This window comes from Burkholderia sp. AU27893, from assembly GCF_002223205.1.
Classification (GTDB): domain Bacteria; phylum Pseudomonadota; class Gammaproteobacteria; order Burkholderiales; family Burkholderiaceae; genus Burkholderia.
This window is the reverse complement of the sequence record NZ_NKFD01000001.1, coordinates 1,057,866-1,073,888: the sequence shown is the minus strand read 5'-3', so window position 1 is coordinate 1,073,888 and position 16,023 is coordinate 1,057,866. Positions and strand designations below refer to the sequence as shown.

The window sequence follows — 16,023 nt, the reverse complement described above, 5'->3', positions numbered from 1 at the left end:
ATGCCGGACGACCACACCACCGCGCCGCTGTCGCGCATCGTTCTCGCGTCGAACAACGCCGGCAAGCTGCGCGAATTCACCGCGCTGTTCTCGACGGTCGGCATCGAGATCGTCCCGCAGGGCGACCTTGCGGTGCCGGAAGCGGAAGAGCCGTTCGGCACCTTCATCGAGAATGCGCTGACGAAGGCACGCCACGCGTCGCGGCTCACCGGGCTGCCGGCGATCGCCGACGATTCGGGCCTGTGCGTGCGCGTGCTGCGCGGCGCGCCGGGCGTCTATTCGGCGCGCTACGCGCAGCGCGCGGGCCGCGACAAGGGCGACGCGGCGAACAATGCGTATCTCGTCGAGCAGCTGCGCGGCGTCGACGACCGGCGCGCATACTATTGCTGCGTGCTCGCGCTCGTGCGCCATGCGGACGACCCGGAGCCGCTGTTCGCCGAAGGACGCTGGGCCGGCGAAATCGTCGACACGCCGCGCGGCGAGCACGGATTCGGCTACGACCCGTATTTCTACCTGCCGTCGCTCGGCGCGACGGCCGCCGAACTCGAGCCGGCCGTGAAGAACACGCACAGCCATCGCGCGCTGGCACTGAAGGCGCTGCTGGCGCGGCTCGCGGAGGAAGCATGAGCATGCCCGATACCCGTTCGCCAGCGGAGGTCGCATGAGCCAGGCCGCGCAAACCGGCGCGCGCGTCGTCGCGACCTTCACGTCGCCCGGCCAGGTGCGGCTCACGTCGCTGCCGCCGCTCGCGCTGTACGTGCATTTCCCGTGGTGCGTGCGCAAGTGCCCGTACTGCGATTTCAATTCGCACGAGTGGAAGGGCGAACGGTTTCCGGAAACCGAGTATCTCGACGCGCTGCGCGCCGATCTCGAGCAGGCGCTGCCGCTCGTGTGGGGCCGCCAGGTGCATACGGTATTCATCGGCGGCGGCACGCCGAGCCTGCTGTCGGCGGCCGGCCTCGACCGGATGCTGTCCGACGTGCGCGCGCTGCTGCCGCTCGACGCCGATGCCGAGATCACGCTCGAAGCGAATCCCGGAACGTTCGAGGCCGCGAAGTTCGCGCAGTTTCGCGCGAGTGGCGTGAATCGCCTGTCGGTCGGCATCCAGAGCTTCAACGAAACGCACCTGAAGGCGCTCGGCCGGATTCACGACACGACGCAGGCACGCGCCGCGGTCGAGATCGCCGCGAAGAACTTCGACAACTTCAACCTCGACCTGATGTTCGCGCTGCCGAACCAGACGCTCGACGAATGCCGCACCGACATCGAGACCGCGCTGTCGTACGCGCCACCGCATCTGTCGCTGTATCACCTGACGCTCGAGCCGAATACGCTGTTCGCGAAGTTCCCGCCGGTCGTGCCCGACGACGACGCGTCGGCCGACATGCAGGAATGGATTCACGCGCGCACGGCCGAGGCGGGTTACGGACGCTACGAAGTGTCCGCGTATGCGAAGCCGAATCATCAGTGCAAGCACAACCTGAACTACTGGCGCTTCGGCGACTATCTCGGGATCGGTGCGGGCGCACACACGAAGCTGTCGTTCCCGAACCGGATCCTGCGGCAGGCACGCTACAAGCATCCGGCGACCTTCATCGAGCAGGCGATGGCCGGCACGGCCGTGCAGGAAGAGCGTGAAGTCGGCGCACGCGACCTGCCGTTCGAGTTCATGCTGAACACGCTGCGGCTCGTCGAGGGCTTCCCCGTGCACAGCTTCGCCGAACGCACGGGCCTGCCGATGAGCACCATCGAGCCGGCGCTGCAGGAAGCGGAACGGCGCGGGCTGATCGCGCGCGATTTCGCGCAGATCGCGCCGACGCCGCTGGGCCAGCGTTTCCTCAACGACCTGCAGGAATTGTTCCTGCGCGACGATTGAAGGGGTGAACCACGCGGCATTTCGGTTACAATGCCGCCTCGTGTGGAAGCGTGGCCGAGCGGTTTAAGGCACCGGTCTTGAAAACCGGCGACGGGAAACTGTCCGTGAGTTCGAATCTCACCGCTTCCGCCAGAAAGTTCGCCAAACCCCGTCCATTCACCGAATGACGGGGTTTTTTGTTGGTCCGCACACGCCCTTCCCTCACGTTCCGACGTGTCACGCCGGATGCCGTTACAATCCGGCGCTCCGATTCGCGAAACGGGAAACCCACGTCATGAAGCCCTTCATCGTCTCGTCGCTCGCTGCCCTGCTGGTTGCCGTCAGCTCGCCGGCGACGGCCGACACTGCCGCCGGCAGCGACGCGCAAGCGTCGTGCGCGATCGCCTACGTGACGGGCGTCGGCGGCTCGCCGCGCGGCCTGAGCGAATACCTCGCGAGCCCGTCGCCGTACAACTACGTGAAGGACAACGACCTCCAGTGCAAGGTGGGCGACGACGGACGCACGTCGAACTGCACCGGCGTGACCTATCTCCGGAACGAGCAGGTCAGCGTGTACGACGATTCCGATCCGGCGACGCTGACCGTCGTGGCGCGCGTGGAGCTCGACCACGGCCAGAAATACCCGGTGATCATCGTCGTGCAGCGCAAGGACGCGCGCTGCAAGCAATGATGCAGCGCCGCGCGCGAACCCGTCCGCCGAAACGGCACGGGCGTTCGCGCCGGCTCTCGCGCAGCACCTGAGCTGCGGGCGTCGGCAGCGGCCCGCCATCGCATTGCATCGCACCGCGCCGGAAGCCATCCTCCCCGGCGGCCGCTCGATCACCTAGAATTCGATCAACACGGCGACACGACCGCCGCCGCGTACTCGATGCCGCGCGCGCCACCCCTGCGTGCGGTACACGGAGATCGCCATGACCGAACTGTCGACACCGACGGAACACGTCGATTACGAAGGCTTCGAGGTCCATGTCGTGCCGGCCGTCGTGCCCGGCAGCGACACGCGCTACACCTACACCGGTTACGTGTGCCATCCGGGCGCGAATCCCGCCTTGCCCGACCACGCGGTGCCCTTCCATGCGGACGGCGAGGAAAGCTTCGCGAGCCTCGATGAGGCTGTCCACGAAGCCGTGCACGTCGGCAAGAGCATCATCGACGGCACGCACCCCGACTTGTCGATCCTGTCGCTCGTCACGCACGGCTTCTGAACCGGGCCGCACGCATCGCCGAAGATGGCGCGGGCGCGCTCGTGGTGCTGCCTGCGACGACCCGCTCCACTTGCGCCGGCCACTCGCCACGCGCCTGCGTGCCACTCGCGTGCCTCGCGTTTCTTTCAACCTTGCAACACGCACGCCGGGATGCACACGTGCGGCAGCCACGCGAGCGCGCTGTCATATGTCACGTCACACCGCGCTGCGCGAGCGCACGCCTTCGCGTCATCGGCGATCGCAACATCCGGCATCGCCCCTTATGCGTTTCTCCCGATATCGGCCCGCGTCCGTGCGCCTATCATTTTTTTATAGTCACTTCCGGCTAGCCTCCCATGTGCCCTCTTCCCCGTTTGCATGTCGACCGGCTGCGTGCAGTTGCACTGGCCGTCGTCGCCATGCTCGCGGCGTGCACGATCACGCCGCCTCCGTCGCTGCACTCGATCCTGACGATTCCGTCGATCACCCGCAGCGGCAGCCTCGACCAGTACCGCGTCGAAGTCGCGCAGCGCGTCGCCGAACGCAATCCGTCCGGCATGCTGCACGGCGTACCCCAGGCCATGCTCCGCTCGCTCGTCGTCGTGGCCTTCACCGTCGATGGCAGCGGCCGGCTCGTCAACGCGTCCGTCTATCGCAGCAACGGCGACAGCGAAGCGGAAGCACTCGCGCTCGCGTCGCTGCGCCGCTCGGCGCCGCTGCCGCCGCCACCGTCACGACTGCTCGACGGCAACGGCCGGCTCGAATTGATGGAGGGCTGGCTCTTCAACGACGACGGCCACTTCCAGTTGCAAAGCACCGCGTCGGCGCAGGCGCAATCGATCGACTGAGTAACCGTCTTCGAAGTCAAGCGGCGGCGGCCCCGCGATTGCCGGTGCGCGGCGGCGCTGGCTATAATTTTCCGCAATCGCGCGGTCATCACGCCGCGCGCGCGTTCGCGCGCCCCACCCGGCATGCGAGCCGACCACGCCGGCACCGGGCGGCGGCGACATACCCGTCTCCCTCGTCGACCGGCGGGTGACGTCCGCGCCACGGCGCGCGTCCACGCCGCCACCGCATCATCCGCTCGGCTGCCCCCGGCAGGCATCCGCCTGCCCGGCCGCACGCCCAGCCGACCGCCCCAACGACAAAACGGAGACATCCATGTCCGCATCCCCCCCGACCGTTGCACACGCAACCGGTTCGGCCGGCGCCGTCAGCCACCGGCGCATCGTGTTCGCCAGTTTCATCGGCACCGCGATCGAGTTCTACGATTTCTACGTGTACGCAACGGCCGCCGCGCTCGTCATCGGCCCCGTGTTCTTTCCGCACGGGTCCGCGACCGCACAGGCGCTGTCCGCCTTCGTCACGTTCGGCATCGCGTTCATCGCTCGCCCGATCGGCTCGTTCCTGTTCGGGCACTTCGGCGACCGCATCGGCCGCAAGTCGACGCTCGTCGCATCGCTGCTCGTGATGGGCGTATCCACCACCGCCATCGGCTTCGTGCCCGGCTACGACGCGATCGGCGCGCTCGCGCCGGTGCTGCTGTGCGTGCTGCGCTTCGGCCAGGGGATCGGCCTCGGCGGCGAATGGGGCGGCGCCGCGCTGCTCGCGACCGAGCACGCGCCGCAGGGCAAGCGCGGCTGGTTCGGGATGTTCCCGCAGCTCGGGCCATCGGTCGGCTTCCTGATGTCGAACGGGCTGTTCTTCGCGCTCGCGCTGTCGCTGTCGGACGAGCAGTTCCGCAGCTGGGGCTGGCGCATCCCGTTCCTGGTCAGTGCGGTGCTCGTCGCGCTCGGCCTGTACGTGCGGCTCAAGATCACCGAAACACCCGCGTTCCAGGCCGCGCTTGATCGCAACGAGCGCGTGCGCGTGCCGGTCGCGACGCTGATCACGCAACACTGGCGGCCGACGCTGCTCGGTGCGCTCGCCATGGTCGTCTGCTACACGCTGTTCTACATCTCGACGGTGTTCTCGCTGTCGTATGGCGTGTCGGCGCTGCATATTCCGCGCCAGAGTTTCCTCGGCCTGCTGTGTTTCGCGGTCGTGTTCATGGGACTCGCGACGCCGCTGTCCGCGTGGGCATCGGACCGCTTCGGCCGCAAGCCGGTGCTCGTCGCGGGCGCGATCGCCGCGCTGCTGTCGGGTTTCGCGATGGAGCCGCTGCTCGGCAGCGGCTCGATGCCGCTCGTCGCGCTGTTCCTGACGATCGAGCTGTTCCTGATGGGCGTGACGTTCGCGCCGATGGGCGCGCTGCTGCCGGAGCTGTTCCCGACCAACGTCCGCTACACGGGCGCGGGCGTCGCGTACAACCTCGGCGGGATCCTCGGCGCGTCGATCGCGCCGTATATCGCGCAACTGCTGGCGGCGCGCGGCGGGCTGTCGTGGGTCGGCGGTTATGTGTCGGTTGCGGCGGCCATCAGCCTGATCGGCGTGCTGCTGATGCGCGAGACACGCGACGCATCGCTCGTCTGAGACTCCGGGGCGACCCGGGTTGTGCGCAGGCCGGCGCTGCCTATACTCGATCCCGGGGGCGCCGCTGCGCGCCCCCGGGATCCCGCCCCGAAGGAGCCGCCGCCATGAACATCCGCCTCGGCAATGCCGATCTCGTCCTGATCCTCGCACTCGCGCTGGGTGGCGCGATCCTGCTCGCGATGCGCTTCCGGCCGCAGACCTGGCGCGGCCTCGTGTTCGAGGCGCTGCTGGCGAATCTGGCGGCCGTCGCCGCCGTCCTCACGGTCGAGGCGCTGCTCGCCTGAACCGCTTCGCCCCACCCCCTCGTCAGGCGGTCAGCCGCGCGCGCAGCGCGCCGTAGGCCGGGCTGACCGTATCGATCGCGTCCAGCGCCTCGTCGACCGACGGCACCGTGCCCGGCTCGCCGATCGACAGTGCATTCGGCGCGCCGCCGATGCCGCAATGATGGCGCGACGTCGCGACGAAAATCATCACGGTCGGCCGCTGCAGCGCGTGCGCCATGTGTACGAACCCCGTATCGACCCCCACCACGAGCGCAGCCCGGCCAAGCGCCGCACCGAGCTCGCGCACCGTCATCGCGGGCAGCACGACCGAACCCGGCGCGCGTGCGGCGATGTCCTGCGCATCGCCATGCTCGGCAGGCGATCCCCACGGCAACAGCACGCGTACGCCGCGCGCCATCATCTGCGTGGCGAGCGCGGCCCAGTGGTCGGCCGGCCATTTCTTGTCGGGGTTGGACGTCGCATGGAACAGCAGCATGAATGGGGCGCCATCGGTCACGGCGGCCGGCAGGTTCACGTTCCGCGGCGGGACGATGCCGTACGTGGCGATACCCTCGGGCACGTAGCCAAGCGCCTCGCCCGCGCTCACGCGCATCCCGTGCCACGCGTCGCAGTCCGGCCGCGGGCCGAAACGATGCGAATACGCGAAGCGTGCGCCCGTTTCGCCGAGATCCTGCGTCTGGTAGCCGACGCGGCGCGCGGCGCGCGCGAGCGCCGAAATGATGGCGCTCTTGTAGACGCCGTGCAGATCGATCACCGCATCGTAGCGGTGCGCCCGCAGCGCGCCGATCGACGCCGTGATCGCCTTCAGGTCGCCACGATTGCGCATCTTCTTGAAACGGCGCAGCGGCGCGCCCAGGACACGGCTGACGCCCGGATGCCAGCGCACGACCTCCGCGCACGATTCATCCACTGCCCAGTCGACCGTTACGCCGGGAAAGGCGCGATGCAGATCCGCGACGACGGGTAGCGTCTGGACAACGTCGCCAAGCGACGTCACTTTCACGATGAGGATACGTTTCACGATGTGTGGAATAAGCCAGTCAATTTGGCGTGCTCACGATGGTTACATGCGCAGACATTACGTGAAATTACTTTTGCAACAAAATGCATCTCCTTTCAGGAACATTCTCGCTCCCCGCCCGCATCCGGATCTTTTTATAATTCGATCTTTGCCTGCCGGCCCGCGCCGATGCCACGCCCCGCTCTTCCCGCCCTGTTTCCCGCCCTCACCCGTCGTTCGCTGAGGATCTGGCGCCAGTACGGCGTTTTCTGGCTCGGTGCGATCGTCGTCGGCCTCGCGGCCGTACTTTACGCGCGTCTGATCGACTGGGGTTACGAAACCTTCCGCACGATACGCGATCACGCCGCGTGGCTGCCGCTGCTGCTGACGCCGGCCATCGCCGCGCTGTCGGTATGGATCACGCGCCGCTTCTTCCGCGGCGCCGAGGGCAGCGGCATCCCGCAGGTGATCGCGACGCTGCATGCGCGCCCGAGCGCGTTCGGCTCCCGGCTGCTGACGCTGCGCATCCTGTTCGGCAAGGTGCTGGTGTCGTTCCTCGGGATCCTGGGCGGCTTCACGATCGGTCGCGAAGGGCCGACCGTACAGGTCGGCGCGGCGCTGATGTTCAACCTGCGACGCTTCTACCCGCGCTCGAACGCGCAGATCGAACGCCAACTGGTGCTCGCCGGTGCGGCGGCCGGGCTGTCGGCCGCGTTCAATACGCCGCTCGCCGGAATCGTGTTCGCGATCGAGGAGCTGACGCGCAGCTTCTCCGCGCGCGCGAGCGGCGTGCTGATCACCGCGATCATCCTCGCCGGCGTCGTTGCGCTCGGCCTGAACGGCAACTACACGTATTTCGGCACGATCGATGCCGGCCCCCATTTCCCGAAACTGCTCGCGCTCGCCGTGCTGGTCACCGCGATCGTCACGGGGATCGCAGGCGGCGTGTTCTGCTGGCTGCTGCTCAATACGGGACGCTGGCTGCCCGCGCAGCTGCTGGGCCTGTATCGCGAGCGGCCGATCACGTTCGCCGCACTGTGCGGCTTCGCGATCGCCGTCGTCGGCCTCGTATCGGGCGGCACGACCTTCGGAAGCGGCTATGCCGAGGCGCGCGGCCTGCTCGACGGCAGCCAGCACCTGTCGGTGTTCTATCCGTTCCTGAAGATGATTTCGATGGTGGCGTCGTACCTGCCGGGCATCCCGGGCGGGATCTTCGCGCCGTCGCTGTCGATCGGCGCCGGGTTCGGCAACCTGTTGCATATCGTGTTCGGCAACATGAGCCTGCCGATGCTGATCGCGCTCGCGATGGTCGGCTACATGGCGGCCGTCACGCAGTCGCCGATCACGTCGTTCGTGATCGTGATGGAGATGATCAACGGTCACGCGCTCGTGATTTCGCTGATGGCCACCGCGCTGGTGTCGAGCCGCGTGTCGCGCTTCTTCGCGCCGCCGCTCTACGAAACGCTCGCGCTGCGCTATCTCGCGCCGCCCGTCACAGCCGCCGAACCGGCTGCGGCAACCGCGGCGAGCGCGACGGCGGCAACCGGCATCACCGAGCCGCAGGATGCGGCCGCGGCGCCCGCCGATCCGCTCGACACGTTGCGCGACGAAGGCGGCACGGGCGACGAAGCGTCCCCCGCCACCGCGCCGGCCGAGGACGCAGCACATGCCCCAGCGCCGCACGACGACGAGCCGGCCGCAGCCGGGGCGCACGACCCGGCACAGCCCGGCCCGCGCGACGCTCAATAGATCACGACGGGCGCCGGTCGGTAGTACACGGGCCGCGCCGGCACGACGATACATCCGGCCAGCGTGATCGCGACGAGCGCGATGGCGATTGCGGTTCTTTTCATCGCCCGCCTCCATCATGCCCAGTGACCACGGGTCCAGAACCAGTTCGGACCGCGCTGGTCCCAGTGGCCCGGCACCCATTGCATGCCGACGCGCTCGGCTTCCCAGTGGCCGCCGATCCACACGTAACGGCCATGCTCCCAGTGCCAGTGCCCGCGATCCCACACATAGCCCACGCGCGAGGCCGGCACGACCTCGTAGCGCACCGGCGGCGGGGCGTTCGGCGCGACGATCACGACTTCCTCGGTGCGCACGGCGACCGGCTCGGCGACGACCATGCGGCCCTGCGGCACGATCACGGGGGTGCCGACGAGAATCTCGTCCGCATGCGCGGCAAGCGGCGCGACGACGGCTGACAGGCTCGCGGCAAGCAAGGCGAGCGAAACGATACGACGTTGAACGGTAGAGACAGCCATCACAACCTCCTGGTTGAACAAGTTACGCGAGCGTATTCGTTCAATGCGGGAGGGGCGCGAACGGCCGACAGACGCCGTGTTACGGCATGCCCGAAAGTGCAACAGGGCGTAAGACGCGCACGGCGGCAAGTGCCGCCGTGCGGAGGGATACCTGCAACGGTCAGGCTTGCGGGATCTCGATCTTCACTTCGAGGACTTCGAGATCGTCCTGGCGCTCGAGGCTCACGCGGATGTCATCGTCCGAAATATGGACGTACTTCGAGATGACCGCGACCAGCTCCTTCTGCAGCGCCGGCAGGTAATCGGCCGGCGGCCGGCCGCCGACGCGCTCGTGCGCGATGATGAGCTGCAGGCGCTCCTTCGCGACCGATGCGGACTTTTTCTTCTCGCCGAGGAGAAACGAAAGGATGGACATGGGCGGCCTCCGTTACTTGCTGCCGAAGAGGCGCTGCAGCAGGCCCGGCTTCTGGTAATCGGTGAAGCGCAGCGGCTTGTCTTCGCCGAGGAAACGCGCGACGACGTCCTTGTACGCTTCCGCCACGTCGGTACCGTCGATATGCACGGCCGGCAGACCCTGGTTCGATGCATGCAGCACGGCTTCCGACTCGGGCACCACGCCGATCAGCTTGATGCGCAGGATCTCGCTGATGTCCTCGAGCGACAGCATCTCGCCTTCGCTGACGCGCTTCGGGCTGTAACGCGTGATCAGCAGGTGTTCCTTGATCGGATCCTTGCCTTCGGTCGCGCGCTTCGTCTTCGACGACAGGATGCCGAGAATGCGATCCGAGTCACGCACCGACGACACTTCCGGGTTCGTGACGATCAGCGCTTCGTCCGCGAAGTACATCGCGTGCAGTGCGCCCGCCTCGATACCGGCCGGCGAATCGCAGACGATGTATTCGAAGTCCATCGCGACCAGGTCGTTCAGCACCTTCTCGACGCCGTCACGCGTGAGCGCGTCCTTGTCGCGCGTCTGCGACGCCGGCAGGATGAACAGGTTCTCGCACTTCTTGTCCTTGATCAGCGCCTGGTTCAGGTTCGCTTCGCCCTGGATCACGTTCACGAGGTCGTACACCACGCGGCGCTCGCAGCCCATGATGAGATCGAGGTTGCGCAGGCCGACGTCGAAGTCGATCACGGCCGTCTTGTGGCCGCGCAGCGCGAGACCGGACGCAAAGCTCGCGCTGGTCGTCGTCTTGCCCACGCCGCCCTTGCCCGAGGTCACCACGATGATTTTTGCCATTTACCCAATACCCTGTGTTCGTCAATGAGAGCCGATCGATCCGGAGCGCACCGCGTGTGTTACGTCAGGCGCAGCGGTTCGATCATCAGTTTTTCCTCTTCGAGCCGGATCTGCACCGATTTGCCCAGTACTTCGGCGGGCAACGGGTTCTCGGTTGTTCGATAGATACCCGCGATCGAAATCAGTTCCGGTTCGAGACACGTGCAGAAAATGCGCGCGTCGTGATTGCCGTGCACGCCCGCGAGTGCGCGGCCGCGCAACGGCGCGTAGATGTGGATGTTGCCTTCCGCGATGATCTCCGCGCCGTGACTGACCGGCGCGAGCACCACGAGGTCTCCTTTCGCGTAAATCTGCTGCCCCGAACGCAACGGCCGGTCGATCACGAGCGTCTGGCCGCCGGCCTGCACCGGCGTCGGCACGGGCTCCGACGGCTGTTCGGGCGCCGCTGCGGCTGCCGCAGCGGTGGCGGGCGCGACGGCTGGCACTGCCGCCGGTTCCGCTTCGTCGGCAGGTTTCGCGGCCGGCGCGCGGCGATCGCGCGCCTCCAGCAACGGCAGGCCGGCTTCCCCCGCCCAGCCCTGCGTTGCCAGTGCGACGACGCCCACCGGACGCATCCGCACGTCGTTCAGCATCTGGCGGATGTCCGCGAGCGCGACGCGCTCGCCGTCAGCCAGGCGGCGGACGTCGATCGCGACGACATCGTCGGCGAAAAACTCGGGAGTCGCTTCGAAGCGCTTGACCAGTTCGGTACGCAACGCATCGAGATCGGTCGTCTTCACGGTGAACAGCAACGTATCGACCGATCCGCTGCGCAGCTCGAAGAATGGCGATTTTTTAAGCGACATGGACACTCTGCAAAAATTTTTTGCGTATTTTACAGGCGTCCACGCGCGCGGCCATTATTTTTGGGGAACCGGGTGGCGACAGCCCGGGCGGGCGCGCAACCGGCAGGCGGGCAGGCAAGCGGGCGACCCGATCCTCATCGCGCCGTGCGGCCCGAGTTCCGACGTCACGTCAGTGCTTCACCTGCGATACGTACAGCGATTTCATCGCGCCGGGCATCCGTGCGATCGGCGCGTGTTCGCCGGTATTGCCGAACCCCGCCCGCTCGTAGAAGCGGATCGCGTTGCGGTTCGCATCGGCAATCCACGCATAGACGTCCTGGGCGCCGCGCTCGGCGAGCCAGGCGGTGGCCGTCTCCAGCAGCAGCACGCCGCCGCGCAGATGACGCACCGCGTGCGCCACCCACAGCTCGCTGACGAACGCGCGCCGATCGGGCGTATTGTCGAAATACGCGCCGATCATGCCGGCCGGATGGCCTTCGGTATACAGCAGGAAAGTCGTCGACTCGTCGGACACGGCGCGCTGCGCGGCAATCGCCGACGCCGCGTCCGTTTCGACGTTCAGCAATTCGGCCTCCGGCGCTTCGCCGGGCGCGTAGGGCTCGCGCAGCGATGCGGCGCGGAGTTCGCGATACACGCCGCCCTGGTCGGCAACGATACGACGAACGGTCAAGGTCGAACTCATGCAGGCACAGCCCCCTTCGGACAGCAAGCTACTAGCTTCAACCGAAAGCGGGGCATGAGTCAAATCGTTATTTTCAAATGACAGCGCGAATCGAAAGGCAGCACGCACCGCCCGCGGCCGGTCGGCCCGTTCATGTGCAGGTGCAGCATCGCCGTGCTGATGCGTGCGGCCGAAAGACGGTTGCGGCGGCCTCGTCCGACGCATGGCCCCCCCGTCGCCTTGCGACATCGGGCAGTCGCCCGTCGGGCCCCGCGGATTTCAGCACGGATATCGTAATGATCCGTAAGATTGGCGCCCGGAAAATCGGTATCACGGGTACCTGCTGCCATCCGCATATTGCATCGCAACATTTGTTGCGAGCCAGTCACGCCGCCATCCGCACGCGTCATGACACGCCATCCGTCTGACAAACCGGTCGCCCGTACGGGTCGAACCAGCGTTCCCCGCATGTTTCAATCAGCGTGCGCGGGCCCTTCCCTGCCTGCGCCGCACACGCCCGTCCGTTTGGAGCCGCGCGCCTAGTGCCGGAGTTTGGCAAGCGTGCGCGTGGGTCGTATAACAGGCAGAACCGGGTGACGATCCGGCTCGCCGCGCGTGCTTCGCGGACCAACGAGAATTCGAACAACCGTACAGGCGGCCGCCCTCGGGCCGGCCGGCAGGAGGGAGACAATGGCAATGACCCACGGATCGGCCTCGGGCTGGTCGGATGGCAAGCGTTACCTGTGGCTGCTCGGCGCGCTGACGATCACGTTGCCGATCCTCGCCGCCCAGCTCGCGCTGTCGACGGGCCTGCACGTGTTCTGGTGGTTCGGCCCGCTGTTCGCGTTCGGCGTGATCCCGATCCTCGACACGCTGATCGGCGACGACCGCGACAACCCGCCCGAGGACGTCGTGCCGCATCTCGAACGGGAGCGTTACTACCGGTTGATCGTCTATCTCGCGACGCTCGTCGAATACGTCGCGTTCTTCGCGTGCGTCTGGATCGTCGGCACGCATGCGCTCGCCTGGTACGACTACGTCGGCTTCGCGCTGTCGCTCGGCGCCGCGACGGGCATCTCGATCAATACCGCGCACGAACTCGGGCACAAGACCAACCGCTTCGAGCGCTGGCTCGCAAAGATCACGCTCGCGCCGGTGGCATACGGCCACTTCTATGTCGAGCACAACCGCGGACACCACGTGCGCGTCGCGACGGCGGAGGACCCGGCGAGCGCGCGCTACGGCGAATCGTTCTGGGCCTTCCTGCCGCGCACCGTGACCGGCAGCATCCGCTCGGCGTGGCGGCTCGAGAAGGCGCGCCTCGAACGGCTCGGGCATTCGCCGTGGACCTGGCGCAACGAGGTGCTGCACGCGTGGGCGATGACCGTCGTCGTGTGGGGCATCGCGATCGCGATGGCCGGCAAGGTCGTGATTCCGTTCCTCGTGATCCAGGCCGTCTACGGCGCGTCGCTGCTGGAAGTCGTGAACTACGTCGAGCATTACGGGCTCGGCCGCCGCAAGTTGCCGAACGGCCGCTACGAACGCTGCTCGCCGCAGCATTCGTGGAACAGCAATCACGTCGTCACCAACCTGTTCCTGTACCAGTTGCAGCGGCACGCCGACCATCATGCGAATCCGACGCGCTCGTACCAGGCGCTGCGCCACTTCGACGATGCGCCGCAACTGCCGGCCGGCTACGCGACGATGATCCTGTTCGCGTACGTGCCGCCGCTCTGGTATCGCGTGATGAATCCGCGCGTCGTCGCGCACTACGGCGGCAACATGGCGCAGTCGAACATCAAGCCGTCGATCCGCGCCCGCGTGCTCGCGCAATATCCGGCCGCGGCGTGATCGCGGGGGACGGGCCGGGGTCGATCGGCGCAGATGCGTCGCGGAAAGCCGACGCTGCGGCGGCCCCGGCTCCATCGAAGTCCGGCGCGACGGCGGCCGCCGTCACGCCAGTTCCGGCAGCCTGAACACGGCCACCGCATGCCGCAGCGCGCTCGCCTGCTCGGCCAGCGCCTGCGTCGCGGCCGAAGCCTGCTCGACGAGCGCCGCATTGCGCTGCGTCGCTTCGTCCATCTGCGTCACCGCGATGTTCACCTGCTGGATGCCGCCGCTCTGCTCCTGCGACGCGGACGAGATCTCGCCGACGATCGTCGTGACGCGCTGCACGGCGCCAACGATCTCGTGAATCGATTCGCCCGCTCGACCGATCAGCACGGCGCCCTCGTCGACCCGCCTCGTCGACTGCTCGATGAGCCCCTTGATCTCCTTCGCCGCGGCTGCGCTGCGCTGCGCGAGCGTGCGCACTTCCGCCGCGACGACCGCGAAGCCGCGCCCCTGTTCGCCCGCGCGAGCCGCCTCGACCGCTGCGTTCAGCGCGAGGATGTTGGTCTGGAACGCGATGCCGTCGATCACCGCGATGATCTCGCCGACCTTGGCGGAGCTGTCGGCGATGCCGTTCATCGTGCCGACGGCATCGGTCATCACGCCGCCGCCCGCCGCCGCGATGTTCGACGCGTCGTGCGCCAGCTGCGCCGCGTGCTGCGCGTGCTCGGCCGACTGGCGGACGATGCCGGTGAGTTCGGTCATGCTGGCGGCCGTCTCCTCGAGCGACGCGGCCTGCGCCTCGGTCCGCGCCGACAGGTCGTGATTGCCCGACGCGATCTGTGCGCTCGCCGTCGCGACGGCTTCGGCGTGCGTACGCACTTCGAGCACGACGCCCGACAGGCTCGTCTGCATCGTCTGCAACGCGCGCAGCAGATCGGCGATCTCGTCGCGGCCGGCCGCGTCGACGTCGCGCGTCAGGTCGCCTTCGGCGACGGCCTGCGCGCACGCCACCGCACGGTCGAGCGGACGCAGGATCGCGCGGCTGAACAGGAACGCGCCCACCATCGCGACGCCGAGCACGACCAGCATCAGCACGAGGCTCGCGGTCGTGGCGTGCTGCGCATCGCGGCTTGCCTGCGCCGACACCGCGGCGCTCTCGTCGGCGATCGACTTCGCGGCCCGCTCCAGCAGCGCTGCCGGCTCGCGGTCCACGCCCGCCACCGCGGCATCGCCCGCCGACGGCTCGAAGCCAGCCGCCTTGAACGCGTCGAACCCGCGCCGGTAGCCCTCGCCCATCGCCGTGTGCGCGCGCATGAACTGCTCGACGAGCGAGCGGCTCTCGCCGGGCGGCAACTGGTGAACGAGCTGCGCGGCGAGCGTGTCGACCGTCCGCTCGCGCGTCTGGAAAGCCTGCCAATACTTGTCGAGCTTGTCGGGTTGCTTGCCGCGCAACAGCGTGTCCTTCCATTCCTGAACCTGCAGCTTGAACTGCACGAGCGTGGCCGACACGAGCCGTTCGTCGCCGACGTTCGTCTGCACGTCTTGGGCGAACGTATCGATCGACCGATTGAGAATGTGGATACCGTACAGCGCGCCACCGAACATCAGCAGCAGCGCGACGGCGAATGCGAGGGGAATCTTGTAGCTCAGCTTCATGGAACCTTGAATCGACGGGGAACGATGCGATCCGGCACGAGCGCCGGCCGCCGCACCGTGTTAACGGCGCGGCAAGCGCGGGCTTAAAGCAGAGGAAAGCGGCAAAGGCCGGACGCACGTATCGTGGCCGGCCAGTGCGCTGAGATGCGTGGCGCGCGGCCCGATTGTCGCGCCCCTGCGCGGGCCCGCCATCCAGCGGCGCACGACGACGATCGACGGCACGCCGAGTACGATCCTCGCGATCACGTGGGACAGGTAGTGGAGCGGCCACCTTGGGCCGGCGTCGGCACGATCATCGCGGCGTTCAGCACGATCGATGCTGCGTTTGCCATTCAGCGCGGCTGTATCGAGGACGCGGCACGATCATGCCTGCGGTGGGCGCCCCTCATTTGCACGATCCGAATTGCCGAAGGTCGAGCTGTTGTCACGACAACGGCTTGCGACTCGACGTACGCACCGCGAACCCAAAACGAAAAACCCCTTGATCCTTCCGGATCAAGGGGCTTCGTATTTTGGCGGAGAGGGTGGGATTCGAACCCACGGTACGGGGAAACCGTACGCCTGATTTCGAGTCAGGTACATTCGACCACTCTGCCACCTCTCCTTCCTTGCTGCATCTCGCGGTTGGTCGTTTCCGCGAGAAAAAGATTATAAGACGAGCGCTTCGCAGCTGACAAGCCCTTTCTGCAAATTTTTTTGCGA

General features: G+C 67.3%; 16 protein-coding genes and 2 tRNA genes. 10 read left to right on the top strand and 8 right to left on the bottom strand.

What is annotated here, in order from left to right; translation table 11 throughout:
- The 8 genes from rdgB (at position 1) to CFB47_RS04975 (ending at position 5,816) form a co-directional block, all read left to right on the top strand.
- Positions 1–627, top strand: a complete 627-nt coding sequence (rdgB, locus tag CFB47_RS05015; RefSeq protein WP_039343391.1) for an RdgB/HAM1 family non-canonical purine NTP pyrophosphatase — start codon at positions 1–3, stop codon at positions 625–627.
- 34 nt (positions 628–661) lie between these two features.
- On the top strand, positions 662–1,876 hold the full coding sequence (hemW, locus tag CFB47_RS05010; protein ID WP_089455780.1) for a radical SAM family heme chaperone HemW: 1,215 nt from the start codon (positions 662–664) through the stop codon (positions 1,874–1,876).
- A 44-nt stretch (positions 1,877–1,920) separates the two neighbouring features.
- A tRNA-Ser gene (locus CFB47_RS05005) sits at positions 1,921–2,008 on the top strand.
- 142 nt (positions 2,009–2,150) lie between these two features.
- Positions 2,151–2,546 (top strand): hypothetical protein, encoded by a 396-nt coding sequence (locus tag CFB47_RS05000; protein WP_089455779.1) that lies wholly within the window; start codon positions 2,151–2,153, stop codon positions 2,544–2,546.
- 241 nt (positions 2,547–2,787) lie between these two features.
- Positions 2,788–3,081, top strand: coding sequence for a hypothetical protein (locus CFB47_RS04995; protein ID WP_089460563.1), 294 nt, complete (start codon positions 2,788–2,790; stop codon positions 3,079–3,081).
- Between the two features lie 335 nt (positions 3,082–3,416).
- A complete protein-coding gene (locus CFB47_RS04990) occupies positions 3,417–3,908 on the top strand; it encodes an energy transducer TonB (RefSeq protein WP_089460562.1) in 492 nt (163 codons plus the stop codon).
- Between the two features lie 313 nt (positions 3,909–4,221).
- Positions 4,222–5,532, top strand: a complete 1,311-nt coding sequence (locus tag CFB47_RS04980; RefSeq protein WP_089439454.1) for an MFS transporter — start codon at positions 4,222–4,224, stop codon at positions 5,530–5,532.
- Between the two features lie 104 nt (positions 5,533–5,636).
- Positions 5,637–5,816: a hypothetical protein gene (locus CFB47_RS04975; protein ID WP_089430744.1), complete on the top strand. Its 180-nt coding sequence runs from the start codon at positions 5,637–5,639 to the stop codon at positions 5,814–5,816.
- Positions 5,817–5,838: 22 nt separating this feature from the next.
- Here the strand turns inward: CFB47_RS04975 and waaC are convergent, their stop codons facing one another.
- Positions 5,839–6,837, bottom strand: coding sequence for a lipopolysaccharide heptosyltransferase I (waaC, locus tag CFB47_RS04970; RefSeq protein ID WP_089460561.1), 999 nt, complete (start codon positions 6,835–6,837; stop codon positions 5,839–5,841).
- 168 nt (positions 6,838–7,005) lie between these two features.
- Here waaC and CFB47_RS04965 point away from each other — a divergent pair, with 168 nt between their 5' ends.
- The gene (locus CFB47_RS04965) at positions 7,006–8,565 is read left to right on the top strand and encodes a chloride channel protein (protein ID WP_089460560.1); all 1,560 of its coding nucleotides are present in this window, start codon (positions 7,006–7,008) and stop codon (positions 8,563–8,565) included.
- Positions 8,566–8,681: 116 nt separating this feature from the next.
- Here the strand turns inward: CFB47_RS04965 and CFB47_RS04960 are convergent, their stop codons facing one another.
- The 5 genes from CFB47_RS04960 to CFB47_RS04940 form a co-directional block, all read right to left on the bottom strand.
- The gene (locus CFB47_RS04960; protein ID WP_089460559.1) at positions 8,682–9,083 is read right to left on the bottom strand and encodes a YXWGXW repeat-containing protein; all 402 of its coding nucleotides are present in this window, start codon (positions 9,081–9,083) and stop codon (positions 8,682–8,684) included.
- A gap of 160 nt (positions 9,084–9,243) precedes the next feature.
- A complete protein-coding gene (gene minE, locus CFB47_RS04955) occupies positions 9,244–9,498 on the bottom strand; it encodes a cell division topological specificity factor MinE (protein ID WP_006476634.1) in 255 nt (84 codons plus the stop codon).
- Positions 9,499–9,510: 12 nt separating this feature from the next.
- On the bottom strand, positions 9,511–10,326 hold the full coding sequence (gene minD / locus CFB47_RS04950; RefSeq protein WP_046545140.1) for a septum site-determining protein MinD: 816 nt from the start codon (positions 10,324–10,326) through the stop codon (positions 9,511–9,513).
- A 59-nt stretch (positions 10,327–10,385) separates the two neighbouring features.
- Positions 10,386–11,171 (bottom strand): septum site-determining protein MinC, encoded by a 786-nt coding sequence (minC, locus tag CFB47_RS04945; RefSeq protein ID WP_089439450.1) that lies wholly within the window; start codon positions 11,169–11,171, stop codon positions 10,386–10,388.
- A 169-nt stretch (positions 11,172–11,340) separates the two neighbouring features.
- The gene (locus CFB47_RS04940; RefSeq protein WP_027788116.1) at positions 11,341–11,853 is read right to left on the bottom strand and encodes a GNAT family N-acetyltransferase; all 513 of its coding nucleotides are present in this window, start codon (positions 11,851–11,853) and stop codon (positions 11,341–11,343) included.
- A gap of 669 nt (positions 11,854–12,522) precedes the next feature.
- On the opposite strand from CFB47_RS04940, the gene CFB47_RS04935 reads away from it, so the two are divergent.
- Positions 12,523–13,683, top strand: coding sequence for an alkane 1-monooxygenase (locus CFB47_RS04935; protein ID WP_089439449.1), 1,161 nt, complete (start codon positions 12,523–12,525; stop codon positions 13,681–13,683).
- Between the two features lie 102 nt (positions 13,684–13,785).
- Here CFB47_RS04935 and CFB47_RS04930 read toward each other — a convergent pair whose 3' ends face one another.
- Both CFB47_RS04930 and CFB47_RS04920 read right to left on the bottom strand, forming a co-directional pair.
- Complete coding sequence (locus CFB47_RS04930) at positions 13,786–15,321, bottom strand: methyl-accepting chemotaxis protein (RefSeq protein WP_089460558.1); 1,536 nt, start codon at positions 15,319–15,321, stop codon at positions 13,786–13,788.
- A 513-nt stretch (positions 15,322–15,834) separates the two neighbouring features.
- Positions 15,835–15,925, bottom strand: a tRNA-Ser gene (locus CFB47_RS04920).
- Positions 15,926–16,023: the final 98 nt, after the last annotated feature.